This is a genomic window from Streptomyces sp. 8L, assembly GCF_020176795.1.
Classification (GTDB): domain Bacteria; phylum Actinomycetota; class Actinomycetes; order Streptomycetales; family Streptomycetaceae; genus Streptomyces.
In genome coordinates this window covers 1-4,875 of record NZ_JAIUKE010000667.1, presented here as the reverse complement: position 1 = coordinate 4,875, position 4,875 = coordinate 1, and the positions used below count along the sequence as shown (strand labels likewise).

At 69.5% G+C, this 4,875-nt stretch carries 4 protein-coding genes; 1 reads left to right on the top strand and 3 read right to left on the bottom strand.

What is annotated here, in order from left to right:
- Positions 1 to 683 precede the first annotated feature (683 nt).
- From LCE31_RS36780 to LCE31_RS36770, 3 genes are all read right to left on the bottom strand, one after another.
- Entirely contained in the window at positions 684 to 1,490 is an 807-nt protein-coding gene (locus tag LCE31_RS36780; RefSeq protein ID WP_225022332.1) for an enoyl-CoA hydratase/isomerase family protein, read from the bottom strand.
- A 121-nt stretch (positions 1,491 to 1,611) separates the two neighbouring features.
- Positions 1,612 to 1,833: a helix-turn-helix domain-containing protein gene (locus tag LCE31_RS36775; RefSeq protein WP_006123601.1), complete on the bottom strand. Its 222-nt coding sequence runs from the start codon at positions 1,831 to 1,833 to the stop codon at positions 1,612 to 1,614.
- A gap of 699 nt (positions 1,834 to 2,532) precedes the next feature.
- A complete protein-coding gene (locus LCE31_RS36770; protein WP_225022330.1) occupies positions 2,533 to 4,131 on the bottom strand; it encodes an ABC-F family ATP-binding cassette domain-containing protein in 1,599 nt (532 codons plus the stop codon).
- A 264-nt stretch (positions 4,132 to 4,395) separates the two neighbouring features.
- Here LCE31_RS36770 and LCE31_RS36765 point away from each other — a divergent pair, with 264 nt between their 5' ends.
- The gene (locus tag LCE31_RS36765) at positions 4,396 to 4,833 is read left to right on the top strand and encodes a VOC family protein (RefSeq protein ID WP_225022328.1); all 438 of its coding nucleotides are present in this window, start codon (positions 4,396 to 4,398) and stop codon (positions 4,831 to 4,833) included.
- The last annotated feature ends 42 nt before the right edge of the window (positions 4,834 to 4,875 follow it).

The window sequence follows — 4,875 nt, the reverse complement described above, 5'->3', positions numbered from 1 at the left end:
GGCGAGGGGGGCGCCTCGGAGGCGGGTGGCGTTCCGGTGTCGGCCGAGGCGTCGGCGCCCCCGGCTCCACATGCCCCAGCCCCTGCGAGTACCGCTCCCACCAGGAGCGCCGTACCTATGCTGCCTTTACCACGGCCCATTCTCGATGCCCCACTCATGTCATTGCGCCAGAAGTCCGCACTCGCGTACCGCGCGTCGCGCCGCACGGATCGCGTCACACATTCGAACCCCTTAGAGACTGGCACAGAACGAGCAAAGGACACACCAAATCGCGCCTTTCAACACCGTTGAACGGGCGAGAGTGTTGTCACACGGCGATGGAATTCGGCCATATCGAAGGGAAGATGAAGAAGAGATGAGGACGACGCTGAATATGATCACCGGAATTGATCTTTAAAAGGGATCACATGTCCTGTGCCGTGTACGCGGAACGCGCGGTACACCGCCCAATGCCCCGCCTCACTCATCACGGGAGCGGGGCAAGGGAGTTCATCCCCAAAACGCCGCCGACTCAGGGACGGCTCCTCGTCGGCTCACCGCCCGCTCACCGCCGCGCGGGCATCGGGCCGCCGTCCACCGCGCCAGGACGCCGGGTCGCGGGAGGGCGTCCGCCCGCCCGGCGGGCACATGTGTGAACACGCCGCCCGGCGGGCAGGCTCGCGGACGCGAGGTGCGGAGGTGCGTCAGTCGTCCAGGCCGGCCAGGTCGCGCAGGCGCCTCGTCTGGGCCGCGCGTTCGGCCGCGCGCTGCTCGTCGTACGTACGTGCCGACGCGCCGCGCAGCAGCGCCTTCGTCTCGATGACCGCGGATCGCGGAGCCGCGAGGAGGGCCCCCGTCAGGTCGGTCACGGCAGCGTCCAGGTCGGCGCTCGGGACGGTGAGATTGGCCAGTCCGATGCGCTCGGCCTCGTCCGCGTGGACGAAGCGGCCGGTCACGCAGATTTCGAGCGCGCGAGCGTACCCCACGATCCCCACCAGCGGATGGCTGCCGGCGAGGTCGGGCACGATGCCCAGGCTGGTCTCGCGCATGGCGAACTGCGCGTCGTCGGCCGCGACCCGCAGGTCACAGGCGAGCGCGAGCTGGAAACCGGCGCCGATGGCATGGCCCTGGACAGCGGCAACCGACACGACGTCGTTCCGGCGCAGCCAGGTGAAACCCGACTGGTACTCCGCGATGGCAGCGTCCAGTTCGGCGTCGCCGAGGCGCGCCAGATCCTGGAAGGACGGCTCGTCCTCGAAGCCCTCCGGAGTGAATGCCTGCCGGTCGAGTCCGGCGGAGAAGGACTTGCCCTCGCCGCGCACCACGACCACCCGGACACTGCCGGGCAGTGACGCCCCGGCTTCGGCCAACGCCCGCCAGAGGGCGGGAGACTGAGCATTGCGCTTGGCCGGATTGGTCAGCGTCACCGTGGCGACGGCGTCCTCGACGGTCAGCCGTACGCCATCCTTGTCGACAACGGGTAGGGGATCGAGCGAATCCGACGTGGTCATGCAGGCCTCCGGTCCGGGCAGTCGCAGCGTCGCGCCATGCGGCGCGCCGATAAGTGACTGCACAGTAACCACCGGGCGATCGTCACGACCGCCCAGGGGTCACCCGCCGAACCGGCGGCGGTCAGGCCGAAGCGGCCTTCTTGCCGCGCGTGGCCCCGCCACGCCCCCGCAGGGTCACTCCGGACTCGCTCAGCATCCGGTGGACGAACCCATAGGACCGGCCGGTCTCCTCGGCCAGCGCCCTGATGCTCGCACCGGAGTCGTATTTCTTCTTGAGGTCTGCCGCGAGCTTGTCGCGCGCGGCGCCGGTCACCCGGCTGCCCTTCTTCAGAGTCTCGGCCACCCGTGCCTCCTCATGGGAAGTGCGCTCTGGACTTCTCATGATCACCCCTAGCGGGCGTCCTGGCCACCCATTCAGCAAGGTCTGCTCGACATGCGAGGCCGTAGTTCAACGTTCCCGCACGAATGGAATTGACCGTTCCAGCGGTGGCCACAGCGGGATTCCGGCGACAGCTTGAGAGAAATGCCTGGTCAGCGAGGTAGGTGGCAGAATATTCCGGAAGGCGGGCAAGATACGTGCTATCCGCACGCAGACGCGCCGTGGTAGTAGACGCTCTCCCCCAGATGATGGATCACCACTGAGCCGAATGATCCATACGAAGTGGATCACCGGCCCGGCCCTCCGGGTCGGAGTGCCCGATCGGGCAGCCGAACGGCGGCACTCGGTCACTGGCGCCCTCCACGCCCGTCCCGGCCGGGACGCCTCCGTAGACGCCTCTGGTCGGCGGCCCCGGCCGAAGCCGGAAGAGGCGGACGCCCGAGAGGAGCACACCGGGCAGGGCCTGGCCGCTTCCCCGCCGCCCGTGGAGACCCTCCTCGTAACGCCGGGGGGCCGGCCCGCGTCCGAGCCGGGCGCGACACCGCTGGAGCCGCCCACCGGCGCGACCAGGTACTCAGAGCTCCGGAGCGGACCCCGGGCCCCGGGTCCCCGCGTCCCTGAGCTCGCGGCTCGAAGCTCCGGGCTCGAAGCTCCGAGCCCGGATCAGGCGAGGGCGACCAGGTCCCGGTAGTCCGCGCCCCACAGGTCCTCCACGCCGTCCGGCAGCAGGATGATCCGCTCCGGTTCCAGGGCCTCGACGGCACCCTCGTCGTGGGTGACGAGGATGACCGCGCCCTTGTACGTGCGCAGCGCGCCGAGGATCTCCTCGCGGCTCGCGGGGTCGAGGTTGTTCGTGGGCTCGTCCAGGAGAAGCACGTTCGCGGACGAGACGACGAGTGTGGCGAGGGCGAGGCGGGTCTTCTCACCGCCGGAGAGCACTCCGGCCGGCTTGTCGACGTCGTCTCCGGAGAACAGGAAGGACCCCAGCGTCTTGCGGACCTCGACGAGATCGAGGTCCGGGGCGGAGGACCGCATGTTCTCCAGGACCGTGCGCTCCGGGTCCAGGGTCTCGTGTTCCTGTGCGTAATAGCCGAGCTTGAGGCCGTGTCCGGGGGACACGACGCCGGTGTCCGGCTTCTCCACCCCCGCGAGGAGGCGCAGCAGCGTCGTCTTGCCCGCGCCGTTGAGACCGAGGATGACGACCCGGGACCCCTTGTCGACGGCGAGGTCGACATCGGTGAAGATCTCCAGCGAGCCGTACGACTTCGACAGGCCCTCGGCCGTGAGGGGCGTCTTGCCGCACGGCGAGGGCTCGGGGAACCGCAGCTTGGCGACCTTGTCCGACTTGCGTACTTCCTCAAGACCGGCGAGCAGCCGCTCGGCGCGCCGGGCCATGTTCTGCGCGGCGACGGTCTTGGTGGCCTTGGCGCGCATCTTGTCGGCCTGCGCGTTGAGCGTGGCGGCCTTCTTCTCGGCGTTGGCCCGCTCGCGGTGGCGGCGCTTCTCGTCGGCCTCGCGCTGCTGCTGGTAGAGCTTCCAGCCCATGTTGTAGATGTCGATCCTGGAGCGGTTGGCGTCCAGGTAGAAGACCTTGTTGACGACCGTCTCGACCAGCTCGGCATCGTGGGAGATGACGATGAAACCGCCGCGGTAGGTCTTGAGGTACTCCCGCAGCCAGACGATGGAGTCGGCGTCGAGGTGGTTGGTCGGCTCGTCGAGCAGCAGGGTGTCCGCGTCCGAGAAGAGGATGCGCGCGAGTTCGACGCGGCGGCGCTGGCCACCGGAGAGGGTGTGCAGCGGCTGGCCGAGCACCCGGTCGGGCAGGCCGAGCGCGGCGGCGATGGTGGCGGCCTCGGCCTCGGCGGCGTACCCGCCCTTGGTCAGGAACTCCGTCTCCAGGCGCTCGTACTTCTTCATCGCCTTCTCGCGGGTGGCTCCCTGGCCGCCCGCCATGCGCTCCTCGTTCTCCCGCATCTTCTTCAGGACGGTGTCGAGGCCGCGGGCGGACAGGACGCGGTCGCGTGCGAGGACGTCGAGGTCGCCGGTGCGCGGGTCCTGCGGCAGATAACCGATCTCGCCACCGCGGGTGATGGTGCCCGCGGTGGGCTGGCCCTCGCCCGCGAGGCACTTGGTGAGGGTGGTCTTGCCCGCACCGTTGCGGCCGACCAGGCCGATGCGGTCGCCCTTGGCGACGCGGAAGGTGGCGGACTCGATGAGGATGCGGGCTCCGACGCGCAGCTCGACGCCGGTTGCGGTGATCACGGAAAGACTCCAGGGCGGGAAGGACGGCGGAAGGGCAGGCGGAGAGTCTTCGACGCCGCTAATGCACGAGGAGAAATGCCATACGGCCATTCTAGCGGTCGGTACGCCGGTCCCGTGCACCTGGTTTTCGCCCGTCCCGGGACGGGTGGCGAGCGCGTCCGGACCGGCGTCACCGCTGGTGGAGGCCGTGCGCGGGGCCGTTGTCAGTGGCGGGTGGAAGACTGAGACTCAGGTCACATTCGAGCGAGGAAGAAGCAGGAAGAGGTGATCGGCATGGCTGGCGGAGCGGGCGTCTGCCCCACGCTGCTGTACGACGACGCGAAGGCGGCGATCGCGACGTTGAAGGACGCTTTCGGCTTCTCGGAGATCGCGGTCTACGAAGGGGAGGACGGCAGGGTGCTCCACGCCGAACTGGGCTTCGGCTCCGGCGTGGTGATGCTCGGCTCGAAGGGCGGGGAGGGCGCGTACGCGAAGGTGATGGCGGACGCGGGTCCTTCGAGTTGCTATGTCGCCGTGGCGGGCGGGCCCCCGGCTCTCGACGCGCACCATGCGCGGGCGGCGGCGCACGGCGTGGAGATCCTGATGGAGCCGACAGACCAGAGCTATGGGTCGCGGGACTACATGGCGCGGGACGCGGAGGGCAATGTGTGGAGCTTCGGGACGTATGCGCCGGAAGCCGCGGGCGGCGCCGGGGAGGGATGAAGCGAGGCACGGGCGGCGCGGGAAGAGCGGGGCGGGTGAGCG